This is a genomic window from Methanococcus maripaludis, from assembly GCF_002945325.1.
GTDB classification, from domain to species: Archaea; AGJL01; Methanococci; order Methanococcales; family Methanococcaceae; genus Methanococcus; species Methanococcus maripaludis.
Genome location: NZ_CP026606.1, coordinates 111,325 through 130,689, shown reverse-complemented (window position 1 = coordinate 130,689; position 19,365 = coordinate 111,325). Strand labels below are relative to the sequence as shown.

Here is a 19,365-nt window from a genome sequence, read left to right as displayed (position 1 = left end):
TTCTTTTTATTAGGCCAAAAAGAGTTAAAAAAGTAAAAGTTTGGTGTGTATTTGTGAAATTATCCCTCATATCCCCACTTCACACCGATATTATTTTTAAAGAATTTACTGGAGGTTTAATTATCTTAAACCTTCATATTATCGTTGTTATTGTTAATTAATATAATTATGTGAGCCCACAACCTTCAATTAATTAAAATATATCAACAAACTTTTTCAAGTTTTTTTGATTTTAGCTTATGCTATAATAGTGTTACCCATTAATTATTTATACTATCTTTTAAAAAAAGGATGTATAAGCCTTTTTAAATTTTGAAACCTCATATTTTCGGTTTTTCGATTTGCTATTTGGGATACCCCCTCTGTTGATATATCCATGTTAAATTTCGAAAAATTTAGATATATCGATTATGTTTTTAGGTGATAGTTTTGAACGAATTAAGTGACGAAAGTATATTAAAATATACAAAAAAAATTTCAGAAAATGCCACAATTGATAATTGGAACGATTACAAGTGGCAGCTTTCAAATTCAATTAAAGATGTTGATACGTTAGAAAATTTTTTAGGAATAACTTTTGATGAAAAAGAGAAAACAGAAATCCAAAAAGCGATAGATGTATTTCCAATGTCAATTACTCCATACTATGCAAGTTTAATTGATACAAAAAATTTAGACAAAGATCCAATTTATAAACAAAGCGTGGCATCTTCAAAAGAACTCATACTTGAAAATTTTGAAATGGAAGATCCATTATCTGAAGATGAAGACTCCCCGGTTATTGGAATAACCCACCGGTATCCTGACAGAGTTTTATTTTATATAAACCCAAACTGCGCAATGTACTGCAGGCACTGCACGAGAAAAAGAAAAGTTTCTGAAAAAAGCAGTAATCCTTCAAAAGAAGAGATTCAAAAAGCAATCGATTATATTAAAAATAACGATAAAATAAGAGATGTTTTACTTTCAGGAGGAGACCCTCTTTTACTTTCCGATGAATTTTTAGACTGGATACTGTCAGAAATAAGTAGCATAAAACACGTTGAACTCATAAGAATCGGATCAAGAGTTCCCGTGGTTCTTCCTCAAAGAATTACTGATAATTTAGTCAATGTTTTGAAAAAATACCATCCAATCTGGATAAATACCCACTACAACCATCCCGTGGAGATTACTAAAGAATCTAAAAAAGCACTCGATAAACTTTCAGATTCTGGAATTCCCCTTGGAAATCAGACGGTACTTTTAGCAGGAGTTAACGACTGTCCATATGTCATGAGAAAATTGAATCAAAAACTCGTTTCGTCAAGAGTAAGGCCATACTATCTTTACCAGTGCGATTTATCAAAAGGAATTTCTCATTTTAGAACTTCAGTTAGTAAAGGATTGGAAATTATTGAAAGTTTAATCGGGCATACAACCGGATTTGCAGTTCCCAGATACGTTGTAGATGCACCGGGAGGCGGTGGAAAAATTCCTGTGATGCCAAATTACGTGGTTTCATGGGGTTCTGACCGAGTAATTTTAAGAAATTATGAAGGAATTATCACATCATACGTTGAACCGTCAGATTACGGTGGATGCAGTAAAAATTGCGATACGTGTGACAGAATGTGTATTGGGGACTTTGAAATTAATCAAACGGGAATTGAAAAATTAATAACCGATGTAGACAATTCAATTTCATTAATCCCTGAAAACAACGAGCGAGTTGCCAGGAGGGATGACTAAATGGAAACAATAATCGAAATAAATGATTCAATTATTCAAATAAGTGACTTAAATGATAGAATATACATAATGAAGCTTGGAAAAGACGTGGGCGAATTAATTACGCATGTTGACAGTGTATGCAATGAAAAAAAGCTTTCAAAAGTTTTTGCAAAAGTTTCAGGAAATCAAAAGGAACTTTTTGAAAAAAACGGTTATATTTGTGAAGGAAAACTTGAAAATTACTATTCAAATGATGATGCATATTTTATGTCTAAATTTTTTGAAGAATCTCGAAAAATATCAAAATTTTCAAAAGAAGCAGAAGATGTTTTAAATTATGTGAAAACTGTTGATATAGATTCATCCGTAAAATTTGATGAAAATTTTCACTTAAAAATTGCAAATGAAACCGATGCAGAAAAACTATCAAAACACTATTCAAAAGTTTTTAAAACGTATCCTTTTCCAATAGACGATCCAAATTATATATTAAAGACAATGCAGACAAACGTAAAATACTTTATAATTGAAGATAATGGTAAAATCGTTGCAGCATCGTCTTGTGAAATGGATATTACGAATAAATGCGTTGAAATGACCGATTTTGCAGTTCTTGAAGAATATCAAAAATTAGGGCTTTCTAAATATCTACTATATATAATGGAAAAAATAATGAAAGACAATGGATACAGGGTTTTTTACACGATTGCAAGAAGTATCTCGTATGGGATGAATATTACTTTTAAAAAAATGGGCTATATTTACAGTGGAACAGCAGTTAATAATACAAATATCTGCGGTAAATTTGAAGACATGAACTTTTGGTACAAACTCGTAGAATAACATCCCAACACGTTAATTTTTTTAATTTTTAAATCAACTTTAATTTTTTCTGTTTTGATAATTATATCTTTATTCTCAAAATTAAAATGAAAAGTTTAATTATTTTAAAAAAACATAAATTATACTAGAGTTATTTTGGGGGATTTTATGAAAGAACTTGAAACGGCAATTGCCAAGTACCATGCAATGAAATTGAAGGATATTCTTCCACCAATTGATAGCTTGCCGGTTTTATGTACTGATTCTTCAGTCATGGATGTTTTGGAGATACTTAGAACAAGACACCACGTCTGGGTAATAAACTGCAAAGAAGATGGAAAACTTATCGGGGTAATTCGTTACTTAGACGTTATTAATTTTATAATGCCTCCTGAAAAGCATTCGACATTTATTGGAACAACTAGAACGGTTTTAATGTCAATACAGGGCGGGGCAGAAATTGCAAGCGAAGTAATGGAAAAAAGTGCGATTAAAATAAATCACAACAAGTCTGTTTTAGATGCACTTGAAAAGATGAAAAATTATAATTTGCAACTTTTAGCTGTGGTTGATGATGAAAATAGGTTAATTGGTGAAATTAGCCTCAGGATATTGATAAATAAGTTTCTTGATCTCTGCTTTTAGGTGTTTTCGTGGATATTTCATGGGTGTTGTTTACTGTTGGAGTATGCCTTATATTTGGAAAAATTGGAAACGAAATAATGTGGCGGTTTGGCTTTCCAAGTGTATTTGGAGAGATACTAATCGGAATAATATTTGGAAACCTGTTATTTTTTGGAATAGTTGATTCCTCTCACTTAACACTCCACGAAAACGATATTTTTGACTTTTTATCCACCGTTGGAATCATGTTTTTACTTTTTTTAAGTGGCCTTGAAATAGATATACACCGGCTTAAAAAGACAGAAAATATCTCAATAGTTGCAGCGGTACTTGGAGCGGTGTTTCCTTTAATTTTTGGATATATTTCATTATCTTATTTTGGTTACACTACCAAAGAATCTATTGTTGGCGGAGTAATTCTTACAGCTACGAGTATTGGAATTACTGCAAGGCTTTTGATGGATTTAAAAGTTTTAAAAACTGATGTGGGGGCCGCTGCAATCAGTGCGAGTATTCTTGATGATTTTTTAGGACTTATCCTTCTTATCCTCGCTGTCGGATCTGGAAGTTTGCTCGGGCTAATTTCAGAAATTACGGTATTTTTTATTATTACAGGATATTTGGGATGGAAATTGATTAAAAAATACTTAATTTTTGCAGAAAAGTTTCATATCGAAAAAACCGTTCTTTCATTTACTCTTGCTTTGATGTTTTTATTTTCATTTTTATCAGAAAGCTGGTTTGAAGTTGCAATTGAAGGGGCATTCATGGCAGGATTAATCCTTTCAAAAACTTCAGAAGGTAAATCACTCGCAAAAGAGATAAAATCAATTGGAAATTCATTTTTAATTCCATTATTTTTTATTTACACTGGAGCACGGCTGAATTTAACCGCATTTTTAAACCATGAAGCTTTAATTCTTGCTACAATTCTAATAATTGTAGGGGTTTTGAGTAAGTTTGTAGGGTGGGGGCTTGGAGCAAAATTAATTGGTAAATGGGGTCTTAAAAAATCGATACAACTTGCTTCAGCATCAGTTCCAAGAGCAGAAATAGCGCTGATAAATTTAATGATTGCAGTTTCTGCAGGCGTAATTTTAGAAGAAAATATCTCAAAATTCATTGCAGCAACGCTGATATTTGTTACATTTTCGATAGTTATAACGCCACCGCTCTTAAAAAAAGTTTTTGAATAGTATAATCCATTAAAATTTTAAAAAAATAAAATAAAAAAATAAAATTTATTTTTTAAAGTACTTTTTCATTTAAAAGTTCAGAAATCGATTCATAAATTTTTTCAGTAAGCGTTTTAATTTCTTCCGGTTTAATTATTAATGGAAGTACAAATATCAGCGTATTTCCAATCGGACGGATGTAAATTCCTTTTTCGAGTAGTCTTCCAGCAACTTTGTACCCTGCTTTGTACCCGTAATCGTATGGTTCTTTTGTTTCTTTATCTTTTACAAGTTCAATTCCAATCATGTATCCTGATTTTCGAATATCTCCAACACAAGGGAATTCTTTTAATTTATCGAGGTTTTCATGCAGTAATTTAATGTTTGGTCTTATTTCTTCACAGATATTTGTTTCTTCCAAAATATTTAAGGTTTCAATTGCTGATGCACATATTATCTGGTTTCCGGCATAAGTGTGGCCGTGGAAAAGCTGTTTACATTCATCAAAAGTTCCCAAAAATGCATCATGTATTTCATCGGTTGCAAGAGTTAGTGCAAGGGGTAAATATCCGCCAGTAATTCCTTTTCCAAGGCATAAAATATCTGGTTTTTCCAATTCTTTTAATTCATCCATATCAGAATAAAATGCCCTTCCAAGTCTTCCAAAAGTTGCAATTTCATCAAGTATTAATATAATATCAAGCTCTTTACAGATCTTTGCAACTCCTTCGATGTATCCTTTAGGATAGGGAATCATACCTGCTGAGCCCATGACACCAGCTTCTAAAATTACACAGAATATCTCGTCTTTATTAGTCCTGATTAAATCTTCCATTTCTTTTAGACACTTCATCTCGCATCCTAATTTATTTCTTTCGTCAGTGTCTTTAAAGTTGCAGTATTTACACCTGTAGCAGTAAGGGGCACTTGCGTGGTATCCATCAAATAACAAAGGTTCAAAACAGCCGTGGAAAAGTTCGCTTCCTCCAACACTCATTGCACCGACGGTGTCCCCATGGTAGCCTTCTTTAACTGAAACAAATTTTATTTTATTTGTAAATCCTTTTAATTTACAGTATTCAAAAGCCATTTTTACGGCAATTTCAATAGCTTCTGCACCATCTTCTGAAAAAAATACTTTTGTGAACTGTTCTGGTGAAAAATCAACATATCTTTTTGCCAAAATTGCGGACGGAACATTTCCACAACCAAGCTGTGTCGAATGTCCGATATTTAGTGCTTGTTTTGAAATCGCATCAGCTATTCGTTTTTCAGAATGTCCAAAAAAGTTGCACCAGACTGATGAAACCGCATCCATGTATTTTTTGCCGTCAACGTCAATTAAATAAATTCCTTCTCCACTTTCAATTAAAAGCGGTTTTCCTTCCCTATACTCCTTCATCTGGGTAAAAGGGTGCCAAACATATTCTTTATCCCATTTTTCGAGGTCATTTTTTGAATAGTTTTCTGATTTCATTTTAAACACCAGAGATTTTTAAATTGTTTTAAATCCAATTTAAGTTTTTTATCAATATTATCTCAAAAATATGAATTTAGCAGATATAAGGTTTTTCGAAAAAAAATTTGAAAAACATTTAAAAATAATTTTTTTAAAATTTTCAAAAAAAAAGAAGTTTTATAAATGATATTTAGTTCATGTGTGAAGTCCAGTTTGCTACAAGTTCAGGGTTATTTGCAACCCATTCTTCTGCAACTTCTTCTGGATCCATTCCTTCGTCACTGTATTTGTATATCCATTCGCTCTGAACGCTTGGATCTACTTCGAATTTCTGGAAGAATTCGTATACTTCAGGATAATCATCTTTAAAGTCAGTTCTTGCAATAGTGTATACTTTGTCACCATTACCATATACTTTTTCAGGGTCATCCAACATTTTTATGTCGAATTTAAAGAAAACTGAGTGGGGTTCCCAAACGGTAACTACAATGTTTTCATCTTCATTAATTGCACGTGCAAGTTCTGCCATCATTGCAGGGGTACTGCTTGACTGCAATTCATAACCTGATAAGCTGTATGAATCAATAGCTTTTTCAGTGTTAGACATAATTCCAGCACCGGGTTCAATTCCAATAATTTTTCCATCGAATAATTCTTCATTACCGTTTAAGTCAGTAATTGACTGTATTCCTGCTTCATATGTGTAGGTAGGAACTGCAAGACCGAGTGCAGTTTTTCCAACATTTACATGAACCATTTCAAGCTGGTTTCCATACTGAGTCCAGTATTCTTCATGAGTTGTTGGCAGCCATCCTGCAAGTGATACATCAAGGTCGCCATCTGCAAGTTTTGCGTAAGTAATTCCTGCATCAAGCTGGTTTAGTTCAACATTGTATCCTTGCTCTTCAAGAATGACTTTTACAACATTGGATTTAACTGTAACTCCCGGCCAAGGGGGAAGTCCAAATTTTATAGTGCCTTTTTCAGTGTCGTCCGTACTTTGGGGAGATTGGACGCATCCTGAAAACATGACTGCCAAACCCAAAAGGGCAATGGCAAATAACGTTCCATATTTCATAAATTCACCTTTTTATTAAATTTTAGATCCCACGAGGTTACGGGTAATCCTGTCAAAAATTACCGCAAGAAATGTAACTGCAATACCTGCTTCGAGAGCAGGTGCTAAACTATATCGCTGGATACCTGAAATTATAACCTCACCTAACCCGCCCGAGCCGATAAATCCGGCAATAACTACCATTGAGAATGATAGCATGATTGCCTGATTTACGCCCATCATTATTGAAGGAACTGCTGTTGGCAGTTCTATTTTTGTTAATATCTGCCAAGAAGTACCTCCAAAGGCCCTTCCAACTTCAATTAGTTCGTTAGATACCTGCTCAATGCCAAGTGCCGTAAGTTTTATTGCAGGAGGCATTGCAAAGATTACTGTTGCAATAACTCCTGGAACTTCCCCGATTCCAAAGAATAACACTGCTGGAATCAAATATGCTAATGAGGGGAGTGTCTGCATTACATCGAGCATTGGATCGAGCAGCGTACTTACTAGTTTTGAACGCGCTTTTACAATTCCCAAAGGAATTCCAAGTAAAAGGGCAATCAATGTGGATGTGATTATCAGTGATAGGGTAATCATTGAAGTATCCCAAAGGCCCATCATCACGATAATAACTAGGAAAAATACTGAATACAGCATAGATTTCAGATTAACTGTTTTCCAAACAATTACTGCGATCAGCAATATCATCAAATAAGGATTTATTGAAAAAAGCAGGATGTGAAAGAAATCAACACCGCTTTGAATTACATAAGAAATGAGATCAAAAAATCCCGAGTAGTTATCAATTAAAAAGTCTATTAAATTTACTAAAAATTTTCCAATTCCAAGATTAAACGTATCTGCCAACAAAATCACGCTCTTATTCTTTTATAAGTTTAATTACTTCTTCAAATTCGACATATCCTAAAAAGTTGTTTTCATCATCTACTATCGGAACAGGGTAATCTGAAGAAATAAATTGAGGTAATCCCTGATTAATGGTTTTTACATCTTCTAAAGGTTTAATTTTATGAATACAATCCATAATTTTTTCTGAATTTTGAAGTTCCTCGTTATTCACAACTCCAATGTATTTTCCAGAATCGTCGAGTACGTATGCAAAATCAAGGTTTAACTCGCCTAAAATTTTAACTGCATTCTCTTTTTCGATAGTATTATTCAGTGTAAATTCCGGTTTTTTAACGAGCGATTCAGCTCGAATTACTGTTGTTTTGTCCACTTCTTTTACAAAAGACTCGACAAAATCATTTTGAGGATTTAAAAGAATTTCTTCAGGGTGTGACAACTGAACAAGACTTCCTTCTTCATTTAAAATCATAATCCTGTCGCCAAGTTTGATTGCTTCGTTTAGATCGTGAGTTATGAATATAATTGTTTTTTTCATCTTTTTCTGAATTTTTAAAAGAAGTTCCTGCATTTCAAGCCTGATTAAAGGATCAAGCGCACTGAATGGTTCATCCATTAATAATATTTCAGGGTTTACTGCAAGACCTCTTGCAAGCCCAACACGCTGTTGCATTCCGCCACTTAATTCTGAAATTTTACTTTTTTCCCAGCCTTTGAGTCCAACGAGAGAAAGCGCCTTTTCTGACTTTTCAATTCTTTCTTCAAGGCCCATTCCCTGAATTTCAAGACCGAGAGCCACATTTTCTAAAACTGAACGGTTTGGTAAAAGTCCAAATTTTTGAAAAACCATTCCAAAATATTTTCTTCTAATTTCGAGCAGTTCTTTTTCAGACATTTGTGAAATATCTGCACCAGTTTCAAGAACTATTTTTCCAAATGTGGGTTTGATAAGCCTGTTAATACACCTTATCAGCGTAGATTTTCCACTTCCAGAAAGTCCCATGATTACAAAGATTTCTCCTCGTTTAACGTCGAAATTAATATTTTTAAGTCCAACAACCTGTTTTGTTTTTTCTTTTATTTCTTGTCTAGAAAAACCTTCTTTAATTAAAGGATAGGCTTTTTCTGGCTTTTTACCAAAAATTTTGTATAATTCTGTTACTTGGATAATAGGTTCATCCATATAATCCCTCTTAAGTCGACAATACTTTATCAAATATGAATTATGAATTTTAAAAGACTGTTTTTTTAAAAATAAGTCTTAAAAGCAGAATAATTTTAAAAATATTTCCAAATTCGAATTTAATAGTGCCTATAATTTATACCTTAAATTTCTAAACCATACTTTATATACTTATTGAGTTAAGTATTTATATTAAATATCAAAAAAGACACGGAAACTGTCAATTTAGTAAATATATTCGATTACAGGGTTTTTTTAAAAATGGATATGGGATACCCCTAAAAAACAACGTAACTTTAAAACTAATATTCAAATATCGATTTTGATCCGATAAAAAATGATTTTTTAAATTTGTTCTTTTTTAAAATTAAGTTTTAGTAATTTTCAATGTCAATATTTTTCATTTTTTCTGCTATCGTATTCTAAGTGGTTCTGGTATAGCTAGGGTTTTAAATGAAAACTCTTCGTATCCTCCGAATAATAGCGTTCTTTTGAAAATTAATGTACGTGAATGGGTATCCCATCTAAAAAAAAACGTTTTAGATAGGTTAATAAATAATAAAATTTATTCTTTATAATATCTACAAAAATCAATTTTTAGTTTTTTATGGGCTTTTTCCAAAATCTTGTAGATAATCATTTTAAAGTTATTTATAATGATATATTCAAAAAAAACGGGGGAAATTATGAAAAAATTAGACTTTAAAACTGTTGTTTTATCGTTAATTGTATTTTTGGCAGTTATTTCCGCAGTATCTGCTCAGACAGGTACTCCGATAACGACCGTGTATGAAATCAACGAGTCCGGAACATATTATCTAAACAATAATATTACATACGGCAGTGGAGATGTTATAACCATTACTTGTGACGATGTCGTACTTAATGGAAATGGATATGTCTTGAATGGAAGTGGTAGTATATATTTCGGTATCAATGCTACAGGAGTTACAAATATCACAATCGAAAACGTTACAGTAACGGGTTTTGAATGCGGTATTTTTTTAATTAATACTACAGATAGCAGAATTGAAAACAACACTGCATATGAAAATGAATTTCCAGGTATTTACTTAGCTGATTCCTCAAACAACACCGTAACAAACAATACTGCAAATGGAAATATGTGGGGTATTTATTTATGGAGTTCTTCAGACAACACCGTAACAAACAATACTGCAAATGGAAATGAGAATGATGGTATTTTATTAGAAAAGTCTTCAAACAATAACGTCATTACATACAATACAGTAAACAATAATGGATATATTGAAGGGGGAAATGGTATTAGTTTAGTGACTTCTTCAAACAATAACGTCATTACAAACAATAATGCAACAGGAAATAATGAGGGTATTTACTTAATTGAGTCCTCAAACAACACCGTAACAAACAATACTGCATACGATAATAATAATGGTATTTCTTTAGATTATTCCTCAAACAACACCATAACAAGCAATAATGCAACAGGAAACCTTTATGATGGTATTTTCTTAGGGGGTTCTTCAAACAACACCATAACAGGCAATACCGCAAATGAAAACAACGAATACGGTATTTACTTAGTTGAATCCTCAAACAACACCATAACAAACAATAATGCAACAGGAAATGGGTATGAAGGTATTTCATTAGAAGAGTCTTCAAAAAATACGATTACAAACAATACTGCAAACAATAATGGATATATTGAAAGGGGAACTGGTATTAGTTTAGTGACTTCTTCAAACAATAACGTCATTACAAACAATACAAATGAAAACAACGAATACGGTATTTACTTAGATTATTCCTCAAACAACACCATAACAAGCAATAATGCAAATGAAAACAACGAATACGGTATTTACTTAGTTGAGTCCTCAAACAACACCATAACAGGCAATACTGCATACGATAATAAGCGAGGTATTAGTTTAGGCTATTCTTCAAACAACACCATAACAGGCAATACCGCAAATTATAATAAACGAGGTATTTACTTAGATGGATCTTCAAACAATAACCTGCTTACAAACAATACTGCAAACAATAATACGGCAGGTATTTACTTAGATGGGTCTTCAAACAACACCATAACAAGCAATAATGCAAATGAAAACATGAATAAAGGTATATACATAGGCTATTCTTCAAATAACGTTTTGATGGGCAATACTGCAAACAATAATACGCGAGGTATTTACTTAGAGGAATCCTCAAACAACACCATAACAAGCAGTACGTTAACTGGAAATATGGGTGGTATTTACGCATATGAGTCCTCAAACAACACCATAACAGGCAATACCGCAAATGAAAACGGAAATAATGGTATTTTCTTAGATGGGTCTTCAAACAATGTATTATCAAAAAATAATTTTGTAGGAAATACTCGTGCAGTAAATATTTTTGGTGAAAACAACGAGATATATATGAATAACTTTGAAGGTAATCTGGAAAACGTTAATTTTGAAGCAGTATTTAGCAACTACTTCCACTCCCCAGTTGTAAAATATGAATACAACGGAAAAGTCTACGAAGGAAGACTTGGAAACTACTACGCTGAAGAAGATCTCGAAACTTCAATTGCAGGAATATTTGATAAACCATATGGAATAAGCTATTGGGGAAGGGAAGTTTAACGGGGTGGTAAAAAATGAAAAAATTCTTGATTTTAGCAATAATTGCATTGAGCATGCTTGTTTCAGTAAATGCAATTGATATGCCTGATGCCAACATGACAATAAATGAATCCGGAACGTACGTTCTATCAGAAGACATTTTAGCATTAGTTAATCAAAGCGGTATATTAATTAATGCAAGCAATGTAGTTTTAGATGGGCAAAACCACCAGTTAATTGGAAATACTTCTTCTGAAGATTTTTACTGTGGAATACAAGTTTCCAGTGATGGAATAATTGAAAATATCACAATTAAAAATTTTGTAATTTCAAACTGGTTTGCTGGGGCAGATTTGACCCGCGGGTCTGTAAAAAATATAACAATAATGAATTGTGAATTTGAAGATAACGTATTTGTTATAGGTTCAAATGCAGTCGAACAGTATTTTTATTTAAATACAATTCATGAAAACCAGTATGTTAGGTCAAATTCCCCATTAACATCGCCAAAATTAGTTTACAAGTACAACGGAACTGAATACACATACCGGCTTGGAAACTACTACGAAGGGTATGTTGGAGACGAAACTGAAGATGAAGGAGTTTACTCTGGAGTTTATGAAATATATGGTGAATTCGAAGAATTTAGGGTATACGACCCTTATCCATTAATCGAAACACCTGAAAACTACGAAGTTCTTCAAATTTTGTATCCTGAAGTATATGATGAAGAAATCGGCCAAATACCTGCATTAATTGCAGATATTTTTGCATTAGACAGCAGATTTGAAAACTACGTAATTACTGATGCACCAGTAACGACAACAACCACCCCATCAAGTTCATCAAGAGGCGGTGGAAGTAGCTACGATTCAGATGTTTCTGATGGCATTCAGTCAAGATTAATTAAAAGTTTCGTTTCAAGCGCAACAGTTATCTACGGAAACGATATCGATGAAACTTACGCAAAACAGTTGAGGGAAAGAGTACATGCATATAACGATAACTATGCATACTCTGGAAACATGATAATTGTGGGCGGACCAACCGTAAACAAACTCGCTAAAAAATATAACGACCAGTTTGAAATTCCAATTTCAAACGATGTTCCTGGAGAAAATAGGGGAGTTATTCAGGTTATGACAGTTCAGGATAATTCTGGAAGCATAATTCAAAGCTACACTATTGTATATATTGCAGGTTCTGACAGGTTAGGAACGCTTGCTGCAATGGAATACTTTAAAACTTTGGATAAATTACCTGAAGGGCCAATTGTGATCGAAGGGACAGAAAACGGTCCAGTCTTAGTTGAATAACTACTTAAACATAATTTTTCTTTTTTTAAATTTATTCTTTTCAGAAATTATATATATATAGTTTTTAAAAGAATTTAATTAACTTAAACGAATTTATTTAATTATCTAGAATTAATGGTGGAAAATTGACTGATTTTATGGATGAAGCAATAAAAGAAGCTAACTTAGGACTTAAAGAAGGCGGAATTCCGATCGGCGCAGTTTTAGTTTATGAAAATAAGATTATCGGTCGAGGGCATAACAGGAGAGTTCAAAATAACAGTTCGATTTTGCATGCGGAAATGGATGCGCTTGAAAATGCAGGAAGGTTAACGTCAAACATTTATAAAAATTGCGAACTTTACACAACCCTTTCTCCATGCATCATGTGCAGTGGTGCAGTTTTACTTTATAAAATTAAGAAAGTGGTAATTGGGGAAAATAAAACTTTTTTGGGTGCAGAAGATCTTTTAATGAATAATGGGGTTGCTGTCGAAGTTTTAAATGATGAAAGATGCGTAAAAATGATGGAAGAATTTATAGGAAATAATCCAAAATTATGGAATGAAGATATTGGAGAATAATTTAAAATAGCCCTAAAAAATGTGATATTTTATGAAAATAGTTGTACTTGATGGATACGCCATGAATTCGGGAGATTTATCGTGGGAAGATCTAAAAAAACTCGGTGAACTTTCCATTTATGATAGAACTCCTGAATCAAAAGTAGTTGAAAGGATTTCAGATTCAGAAATTGTAATTACGAATAAAGTGGTAATTGGAAAAGAAGTTTTTGAAAAATGTAAAAACATAAAATATGTTGGAGTTACTGCAACAGGCTATAATGTCGTAGATACTAATTTGGCCAAAGAACTCGGGGTAATTGTAACAAATGTTCCAGCATATTCAACCGACTCAGTGGCTCAACTTGTATTTTCATTTATCCTTGAACACAGCCAGAATGTGTCTAAATATGCAAAAAGCGTAAAATCTGGAGATTGGGTAAATTCAAAAGATTTTTCATATCAAAAATTCCCAATTATTGAACTTGCAGGTAAAAATCTTGGAATAATTGGATTTGGAGCAATTGGAAAAAAAGTTGCAGAAATTGGAAATGCTTTTGGAATGAATGTGCTTGTAAACACGAGAAATGTTTCAAAAACAAAGCTGGATGTTAATTTTGTATCCAAAGAAGAAATTTTTAAAAATTCTGACTTTTTAACACTGCACTGTCCATTAAATGACGAAACAGATAAAATTGCAAATGAAAAAACATTAAATTTAATGAAAAATTCTGCAATTTTAATAAATACTGGAAGAGGCGGGCTTATCAATGAAAAAGATCTTGCAGATGCATTAAATTTGGGAAAAATTGCAGGAGCAGGGCTCGATGTTCTTTCAACAGAACCTCCAAAAAAAGATAATCCACTACTTAACGCTAAAAATACATATATAACACCGCACGTTGCATGGGCATCCTATGAAGCGAGAAAAAGACTAATGGCTGTAACGATAAATAACGTGAAGTCTTTTATCGATGGAAATCCTATAAATGTTGTAAATAAATAATATTTCCTTAAGTTTAATTTTTTAAGTCGGGAGATTTTTTATGAGGCTAACTGACGTTGTAAGTTTTGCAGGGAGAAACATAACTCAAAAAAAGACGCAGAGTTTTTTAACTATAATCGGTGTTGTTATTGGTATTTTAGCAATAGTTAGTTTAATTTCTCTCGGGTTTGGGGTTCAAAATTACATAACCGGTGAAATTACAACGATAGGTGCAAACGTTATCTCAATTCTGCCTTCACAAAATTTTGGAGGCCCTGCTGTTTCTAAAAATTTTAATGACAACGACGTTAGCGCTGTAAGAAATGTTAGGGGCGTTGAAGAAGTTGTTGCCGCATGGTTTGGAAGTTATGGGCTTGAATATCGAGATCAAACTCATTACGGCAATGTTTTAGTAATCGAGCCTTCAAAATTTACTCACGTATACTCAAAAACATGGGGTTACGAACCCTACAAAGGTCGATGGATTGAGGATAATGATAAGTACTCGTGTATGATTGGATATGCACTTGCAACTAATTCATTTGATCGTGAAATTGATATTGGGGATAAAATAACCATAAATGATAAAAAATACAAAGTTATCGGGATACTCGAAGAAACGGGAAATCCGAGAACTGAAGATTCAGTTATTCTATCAAAAGACGTTGGTGAAGAACTTTTTGAAATCAATGACGAATACAACATGATGATTGTTTCAGTCCGATCTGGCGAAGATGTAAACAAAGTTTCAGAAGATATTGAAGACGAACTTGAAGATTCAAGAGGGGATGAAAATTTCTCGGTTTTAACTGCAGAACAGCTTGCAGAATCCATTAACAGCATATTTGAAGTTTTAACAATATTTTTAGTCGGTGTTGCAGGAATTTCTCTTCTTGTTGGGGCTGTTGGAATTTCAAACACAATGCACATGAGTATTTTAGAACGGAGAAAGGATATTGGAATTTTAAAAGCACTCGGTGCAGAAAACAATACAATTCTTTCAATATTTGTGGTTGAAGCTGGATTTTTAGGATTATTCGGCGGAATTATTGGAACGATACTTGGAATACTTATTGCAAAAGCTATCGAGTATATTGCAGCAATTTCAGGATATGGATTGATTAGAGCATGGATTTCATGGGAATTAATTGTCGGAGTTTTAGTATTTTCATTTGTAGTTGGAATATTAAGCGGCTACTTCCCTGCAAGAAGCGGTGCAAAATTAAACCCTGTTGATACTTTGAGAGGGGAATAACCTTAAAAAATTAGTTAAATCAAAAGTAATAAGAATAATATATTTAAAAATAATAACAGACTTGATATTCAAATTATTCGATTTTAATATTTTTCATATTTTAGTTATTTAGCGGTGAAATTTTGAAGTTAAGAATAGGAACAAGGGGAAGCACGCTTGCAATGGTCCAGACTGAATATATTGCAGGTCTTTTAAATGATTTAGGTATTGAAACTGAAATAATGATAGTTAAAACTACTGGCGACAAAGATCAGAACAAAAAACTTGCTGATCTTGGAATCGGTGTTTTTACAAAAGAACTCGATAATAAAATGCTTGAAAATGAAATTGATATTGCAGTCCACAGTTTAAAGGACGTTCCAACCCTCTGGAGTGATGAATTACAAATTACTGCAACACCTAAGCGAGAAAGTCCTGATGACATCATAATCTGGAGAAAAGACTGCGATTTTGATATTGAACATGATGAATTAAATGTAGGAACTTCAAGCATTAGAAGAACCTCATTTTTACAGTTCACCAACCCAAATCTCACTCCAAAACTACTCAGGGGTAATGTTGCAACAAGAATTAATAAATTAAGAAATGGAGAATACGATACTATTGTAATGGCAAAAGCGGGACTCATAAGGCAGGGCATTGATTTATCCGAATTTAATTACAAAAAGCTTGATATACTTCCTGCACCAGCTCAAGGAGTAATTGGTGTTGCTTCAAGAAAATCCGATATGAAAATAAACGAAATTTTAGAAAAGATATGTGATAAAAAGACATATATTGAAGCTACTGCTGAAAGATGGGCTTTAAAAGAATATGGTGGTGGATGTCAGGCACCTTTTGGAGCTTTTGCAATTTACGATACTGAAGAAGGAATTTTAAATTTAAGATGTGAACTTGTGCAAGAACAGGGCACAATAAAGCGAGTAAAATCAAACGAAGGATTTATCATATGCACTACTGATGATGTCGAACTTTCAAAGGAACTTGGTGCAAGAATCGGTGCATCATTTAAAGAAATCGAAACTTTTACGTATTAGTTCTTTTTTCTTTTTTTAAAATATTTAGAGAAAGTTTTAAATTATTTAAAGTTTAATTTTATTTTAATTGTTATCATCGAGGGATTTTTATGGCAGATTACAACAACGCAGTAGTTTTCTATGATACAAGCGGGATTGAATATTCAAAACAGATTAAAAAAACGCTTGAAAGAGGGTTTGAAAGGGAGTGTTTTTTAATAAATTTAGATAATCGTGAAAACACACTTTCAAGGCTCAATTTAGCAATGAAAACGAGTAAGTATGTTATATTTTTGTTTAGTTCAATGTATTCTAACGAAAACATGTTAGATGAAGCGAAAACTGCATACAATTCGGACAAATATATAATTTCTTTAAAATTAGACGACCCTGAATTAAAAAAGCAAATTTCAATCCACCAGCCTGAATTTGAAGATAACTACAGCCTTTCAAAAAAAGTGAACGACGAAGTCGAAAAACTTAAAAAAATGGAAAAAAAGGGAACTGATTTTGTAGAATCACAAATTTCATTTAATATGGGAAACATATACTTTAATTTCGGAAAATACGCCGAAGCAATAAGATGTTACAAAAAAGCAGTGAAAATAATACCTGATTTTGTAGATGCACTGCATAACTTTAATTCGCTTTCAAACATGAATTTGTTTGATATGGGTGAAGAAACCAAAAAACCTGTGTTGTACAAAGATGTAAAGATCGATGAACTGGTACCAGATATTTTTTCAAAAACTGTTCAAGAAGAATCAGAAGAACCCCAAAAATATTCCGAACTTGAACCTGAAGAGCTTGAAGACCTCATCTTGGAAGGTGAAATTGGGGAAAATTTTGAAGAAACAGAAAGTGAAGATGAAGTAACTGAAAAAATAGATGATAAACTGCCTGAAATTGATGAATCAGAGGATAACTCAGAAACACAGCCTGAAGACGAATTAAACGAAAATTTTGAAGAAGATATTAAAGAAGATATCAAATGTGAAACTTTCGAAGTAACGGATCCTGAAGAAAAAAATGAAATTAGTGACGAAAATTTAGAAGTTTCTATTGTAGAACCTGAATTTGAAGAAGAAAGCATTTTCGAACTCGAAAAAGAAACTGAACAGCCAGAAATCGAGGAAAACTTGGAATCAGTTTTTGAAGTACCTGAAGAATTAGTTGAAGATGTTGAAATTTTAGATGCTATTGAAGAAGATATTGAAAATGAGTTAGAAAATTCAGAAGGATTAATTGAAGAAAAATTAGAAACCCTTGATGAATTACTTGATAAATCGGAATTAGAAAGTGAATTAGTTGAAGAATACACTTACGAGATAGACAATAAAGAATTTCTTGAAATATTAAGTTTTGCAAATACACTCTATGAATCTGGTGATTTTGAGGCTGCCAAAACAGAATATAAAAAAGCAATTGCCTTAAATCCGGGTCACTCAGAAGCACACAATCATTACGGGTGTCTTTTGGAATACCTTGAAAAATATGGTGAAGCAGAAATTGAATTTAAAAAAGCAATCGCTTTAGATGGTTCAAATTCAAAAGCCCATAATAATCTTGCAACTTTTTTAGCAAAATCTGAAAAATATGATGAAGCAGAAGAACACTACAAAAAAGCAATTGAAATTGATCCTGATTATTGGGCTGCAATATATAATTTAGCCGCAATGTATGCTGCATTAAAACGATATGATGAAGCAGTTGCTCAGGTTAAATCAATGGTTAAGATATTTAGGTCAGACGGGAATATCAAGGAAGTTTTAGAGTTAAAAAAACTTATAAAACATTTAAAAAAATTAAAAATTCAAAAAAGTTAATTATTTAAATATTTCAAATATTTTGTTCTTTTTTCCACCAAATCAGGGCTTCTTTTGAATTTTTTTCAAATTTCCAAGAATCGCCTGTTTTAGTTAATTCATTTGACAATATTTCTTTTATTTTTGAATATTGTTCATTATTTAATTTTATGTCTCCACGGGCTCTAAATCTATCCAAATAATGTTCAGCAGCTTCGTCCAGATTTTCAAATGTTTGTAAAAATGGTTTTTCACTTATTTTAACATCAGCATATATTCCAAGCTGATATAATATGTTATAAATTAAAATGTATGTCATTCCATATTCTTTTCTTTTGGGGTCATGTTCTAAAATGGATTCACCAATTTTATTATATATTGGCCTCCAAGCTTGGCGAGTCCCAAATGTTAAGATACAGCAGTATTTTTCTGCATAATTATTCATTTTTTTAAGGGCACTTTCCATATCATCTACGCCGAGCGAGTACGATGAAAATACAATATCGTGATTACTACCTGCATCTAATTTAAAATCGTCCCATCTTTTGTTTATTATATTTATGTTGTCAATTTCTTCTTCTTTCATTCTATTTTTTAAAATATCAATCATTCCGGTAGACTGTTCTACAACAGTAATTTCATTAACTTCCTTTGCAAGGGGTATTGTGTAAGTTCCAGGTCCTGGTCCAATTTCTAATATGGATGTGTTTTTATCGATTTTAAACTCATTTTTAAGATATTCAATATTATTTTCGACCCATCTATTTTTTTTATTTAATACATTTTTAGCGTAATTTTTTGAAAAGGTATCCCAAAAATTTTTCGATTCCATTTCAGACTTAAATTGTGTTTTTGCATGATTTTTCCGATAATGTTCAGCCCAGTCTACTTCGATAATTTCACCCTATTATTTTTGTAACAATATTTGTGTTCTTGT

General features: G+C 32.4%; 16 protein-coding genes. 11 read left to right on the top strand and 5 right to left on the bottom strand.

The features are described from left to right. Positions 1 to 429: 429 nt before the first annotated feature. The 4 genes from kamA (at position 430) to MMJJ_RS00650 (ending at position 4,355) form a co-directional block, all read left to right on the top strand. Complete coding sequence (gene kamA / locus MMJJ_RS00665; RefSeq protein ID WP_104837230.1) at positions 430 to 1,731, top strand: lysine 2,3-aminomutase; 1,302 nt, start codon at positions 430 to 432, stop codon at positions 1,729 to 1,731. Next, the gene (gene ablB / locus MMJJ_RS00660; RefSeq protein ID WP_104837229.1) at positions 1,732 to 2,556 is read left to right on the top strand and encodes a putative beta-lysine N-acetyltransferase; all 825 of its coding nucleotides are present in this window, start codon (positions 1,732 to 1,734) and stop codon (positions 2,554 to 2,556) included. A gap of 147 nt (positions 2,557 to 2,703) precedes the next feature. After that, positions 2,704 to 3,180 (top strand): CBS domain-containing protein, encoded by a 477-nt coding sequence (locus tag MMJJ_RS00655; protein ID WP_104837228.1) that lies wholly within the window; start codon positions 2,704 to 2,706, stop codon positions 3,178 to 3,180. Between the two features lie 8 nt (positions 3,181 to 3,188). Continuing rightward, positions 3,189 to 4,355 carry a cation:proton antiporter gene (locus MMJJ_RS00650; RefSeq protein WP_104837227.1) on the top strand — a complete coding sequence of 389 codons (1,167 nt, stop codon included), beginning with the start codon at positions 3,189 to 3,191 and terminating at the stop codon, positions 4,353 to 4,355. Between the two features lie 52 nt (positions 4,356 to 4,407). Here the strand turns inward: MMJJ_RS00650 and bioA are convergent, their stop codons facing one another. The 4 genes from bioA to MMJJ_RS00630 all read right to left on the bottom strand — a co-directional run bounded on the left by bioA (position 4,408) and on the right by MMJJ_RS00630 (position 8,903). Further along, complete coding sequence (bioA, locus tag MMJJ_RS00645) at positions 4,408 to 5,811, bottom strand: adenosylmethionine--8-amino-7-oxononanoate transaminase (protein WP_104837226.1); 1,404 nt, start codon at positions 5,809 to 5,811, stop codon at positions 4,408 to 4,410. A 172-nt stretch (positions 5,812 to 5,983) separates the two neighbouring features. After that, positions 5,984 to 6,871 carry a glycine betaine ABC transporter substrate-binding protein gene (locus MMJJ_RS00640; RefSeq protein WP_013999320.1) on the bottom strand — a complete coding sequence of 296 codons (888 nt, stop codon included), beginning with the start codon at positions 6,869 to 6,871 and terminating at the stop codon, positions 5,984 to 5,986. A 15-nt stretch (positions 6,872 to 6,886) separates the two neighbouring features. Continuing rightward, positions 6,887 to 7,729, bottom strand: coding sequence for an ABC transporter permease (locus MMJJ_RS00635; RefSeq protein ID WP_244901534.1), 843 nt, complete (start codon positions 7,727 to 7,729; stop codon positions 6,887 to 6,889). Positions 7,730 to 7,733: 4 nt separating this feature from the next. After that, on the bottom strand, positions 7,734 to 8,903 hold the full coding sequence (locus tag MMJJ_RS00630) for a quaternary amine ABC transporter ATP-binding protein (protein WP_104837224.1): 1,170 nt from the start codon (positions 8,901 to 8,903) through the stop codon (positions 7,734 to 7,736). Between the two features lie 686 nt (positions 8,904 to 9,589). On the opposite strand from MMJJ_RS00630, the gene MMJJ_RS00625 reads away from it, so the two are divergent. The 7 genes from MMJJ_RS00625 to MMJJ_RS00595 all read left to right on the top strand — a co-directional run bounded on the left by MMJJ_RS00625 (position 9,590) and on the right by MMJJ_RS00595 (position 18,449). After that, positions 9,590 to 11,530 carry a right-handed parallel beta-helix repeat-containing protein gene (locus MMJJ_RS00625; RefSeq protein WP_158658946.1) on the top strand — a complete coding sequence of 647 codons (1,941 nt, stop codon included), beginning with the start codon at positions 9,590 to 9,592 and terminating at the stop codon, positions 11,528 to 11,530. A gap of 14 nt (positions 11,531 to 11,544) precedes the next feature. Beyond that, positions 11,545 to 12,825: a hypothetical protein gene (locus MMJJ_RS00620; RefSeq protein ID WP_104837222.1), complete on the top strand. Its 1,281-nt coding sequence runs from the start codon at positions 11,545 to 11,547 to the stop codon at positions 12,823 to 12,825. A gap of 125 nt (positions 12,826 to 12,950) precedes the next feature. Continuing rightward, positions 12,951 to 13,388 (top strand): nucleoside deaminase, encoded by a 438-nt coding sequence (locus MMJJ_RS00615; RefSeq protein ID WP_104837221.1) that lies wholly within the window; start codon positions 12,951 to 12,953, stop codon positions 13,386 to 13,388. A 31-nt stretch (positions 13,389 to 13,419) separates the two neighbouring features. Continuing rightward, on the top strand, positions 13,420 to 14,373 hold the full coding sequence (locus tag MMJJ_RS00610) for a D-2-hydroxyacid dehydrogenase (RefSeq protein ID WP_104837220.1): 954 nt from the start codon (positions 13,420 to 13,422) through the stop codon (positions 14,371 to 14,373). 40 nt (positions 14,374 to 14,413) lie between these two features. Then, on the top strand, positions 14,414 to 15,607 hold the full coding sequence (locus MMJJ_RS00605; RefSeq protein ID WP_104837219.1) for an ABC transporter permease: 1,194 nt from the start codon (positions 14,414 to 14,416) through the stop codon (positions 15,605 to 15,607). 122 nt (positions 15,608 to 15,729) lie between these two features. Beyond that, positions 15,730 to 16,644, top strand: a complete 915-nt coding sequence (gene hemC / locus MMJJ_RS00600) for a hydroxymethylbilane synthase (RefSeq protein WP_104837218.1) — start codon at positions 15,730 to 15,732, stop codon at positions 16,642 to 16,644. Positions 16,645 to 16,733: 89 nt separating this feature from the next. Further along, positions 16,734 to 18,449, top strand: a complete 1,716-nt coding sequence (locus MMJJ_RS00595; protein ID WP_104837217.1) for a tetratricopeptide repeat protein — start codon at positions 16,734 to 16,736, stop codon at positions 18,447 to 18,449. Between the two features lie 13 nt (positions 18,450 to 18,462). Here MMJJ_RS00595 and MMJJ_RS00590 read toward each other — a convergent pair whose 3' ends face one another. After that, the gene (locus tag MMJJ_RS00590) at positions 18,463 to 19,260 is read right to left on the bottom strand and encodes a class I SAM-dependent methyltransferase (RefSeq protein ID WP_104837216.1); all 798 of its coding nucleotides are present in this window, start codon (positions 19,258 to 19,260) and stop codon (positions 18,463 to 18,465) included. Positions 19,261 to 19,365: the final 105 nt, after the last annotated feature.

What these genes read in the sequence shown, in the direction of transcription:
- MMJJ_RS00610 (WP_104837220.1), top strand. Translation starts at nt 13,420, where the DNA reads ATGAAAATAGTTGTACTTGATGGATACGCCATGAATTCGGGAGATTTA.
- bioA (WP_104837226.1), bottom strand. Translation starts at nt 5,811, where the DNA reads ATGAAATCAGAAAACTATTCAAAAAATGACCTCGAAAAATGGGATAAA.
- MMJJ_RS00625 (WP_158658946.1), top strand. Translation starts at nt 9,590, where the DNA reads ATGAAAAAATTAGACTTTAAAACTGTTGTTTTATCGTTAATTGTATTT.
- MMJJ_RS00595 (WP_104837217.1), top strand. Translation starts at nt 16,734, where the DNA reads ATGGCAGATTACAACAACGCAGTAGTTTTCTATGATACAAGCGGGATT.
- MMJJ_RS00620 (WP_104837222.1), top strand. Translation starts at nt 11,545, where the DNA reads ATGAAAAAATTCTTGATTTTAGCAATAATTGCATTGAGCATGCTTGTT.
- MMJJ_RS00630 (WP_104837224.1), bottom strand. Translation starts at nt 8,903, where the DNA reads ATGGATGAACCTATTATCCAAGTAACAGAATTATACAAAATTTTTGGT.
- MMJJ_RS00590 (WP_104837216.1), bottom strand. Translation starts at nt 19,260, where the DNA reads ATGGAATCGAAAAATTTTTGGGATACCTTTTCAAAAAATTACGCTAAA.
- ablB (WP_104837229.1), top strand. Translation starts at nt 1,732, where the DNA reads ATGGAAACAATAATCGAAATAAATGATTCAATTATTCAAATAAGTGAC.
- MMJJ_RS00605 (WP_104837219.1), top strand. Translation starts at nt 14,414, where the DNA reads ATGAGGCTAACTGACGTTGTAAGTTTTGCAGGGAGAAACATAACTCAA.
- MMJJ_RS00655 (WP_104837228.1), top strand. Translation starts at nt 2,704, where the DNA reads ATGAAAGAACTTGAAACGGCAATTGCCAAGTACCATGCAATGAAATTG.
- MMJJ_RS00640 (WP_013999320.1), bottom strand. Translation starts at nt 6,871, where the DNA reads ATGAAATATGGAACGTTATTTGCCATTGCCCTTTTGGGTTTGGCAGTC.